This is a genomic window from Caballeronia sp. RCC_10, from assembly GCF_041360715.1.
Classification (GTDB): domain Bacteria; phylum Pseudomonadota; class Gammaproteobacteria; order Burkholderiales; family Burkholderiaceae; genus Caballeronia; species Caballeronia grimmiae.
Genome location: NZ_JBFUPT010000109.1, coordinates 1 through 1162, shown reverse-complemented (window position 1 = coordinate 1162; position 1162 = coordinate 1). Strand labels below are relative to the sequence as shown.

General features: G+C 56.5%; 2 protein-coding genes. Both read right to left on the bottom strand.

Going from position 1 to position 1162, the window contains the following annotated elements; genetic code table 11:
• On the bottom strand, nt 1–811 hold an 811-nt coding region (locus AB6804_RS31860; RefSeq protein ID WP_370889836.1), incomplete at its 3' end, for an IS3 family transposase.
• Nucleotides 808–1101, bottom strand: coding sequence for a transposase (locus AB6804_RS31855; protein WP_370889835.1), 294 nt, complete (start codon nt 1099–1101; stop codon nt 808–810). The genes AB6804_RS31855 and AB6804_RS31860, both read right to left, overlap by 4 nt.
• Nucleotides 1102–1162 lie beyond the last annotated feature (61 nt).

The window sequence follows — 1162 nt, the reverse complement described above, 5'->3', positions numbered from 1 at the left end:
TCGTCGAATGACGCCGCTGGCGGTTATAGAACACCTCCATGTACTCGAACAGACTGGCACGCGCCTGCTCACGAGTTCTGTAGTCGCAGTGCATGACCAGCTCCGTTTTCAGGGTATGGAAGAAGCTCTCCATCGGAGCATTGTCCCAGCAGTTGCCCTTACGACTCATGCTTTGGCGAATCGAATGTCGGCTGAGCAATGCCCTGTAGTCGACAGCTGAGTAGGTTGTTCCTTGGTCCGAATGCAGGATGGCCGGGACGGCTCCGCGCTTGTCGATTGCCATGTTCAGCGCATCTACCGCAAGCCGGCAATCGAGCGTCTTACTCATACTCCAGCCCACCACGGCACGGGAATGCAAATCCAGGATCGCGGCCAGATAAAGCCAGCCTTCTCGCGTCGGGATATACGTGATGTCGCTGAGCCAACAGGCGTCCGGCCGATCTGCTGAGAAGACACGATCCACCAGATTCGGTGAAGCTTGCCTGGTGTTCCGTGAGTCCGTCGTCACGCGATACCGCCGGATGGCTTTGGGCATGATCTGCGCTTGGTGCATCAGTTTGGCTACTGTGTTGAGGCAGCATGCCACGCCCTGGGCACAAAGTTCGGCGTGAACACGTGGCGCTCCATAGGTTTGGTGACTCGCCATGTAGATTGCCCGAATCTTCGACGTCAGCAGAACTTGCCTGGCGCTACGTGCACTTGGTGCTCGGGTTCGGGACGCGTAGTAACCACTCGCCGAAACGCTCAACGCACGGCACATTGCGCTCACCGGGTAACTACGCAGGTGCGTGGCAATGAATCGATGCTTCACATCGAGCCCCGCGCAAAGTAGATGGCCGCTTTTTTTAAAAGCTCGTTCTCCTCCCGCAAACGGGCGTTCTCACGTCGTAAATTCGCCAGATCATCTTCTTGCGCAGGCTGACGTTTAGGCGTGCCGCAGCGCTCTTCCTCTTCGAATTCAAGTCGCCAGTTGCGCAGCAGATTCACGCGAATTCCCAACTCTCGGGCGATCTGTGCCTTGGTCTTCTCACCCAATGCCGCCAGACGTACCGCCTCCAACTTGAATTCGCGGCTATATCGCTTGTGTTCTCGATGTTCCATGGCACACCTCACAGAGCAAGTATGCTCTTTTCAAGGTCTCCACCGAACGTGGGTAAGATCA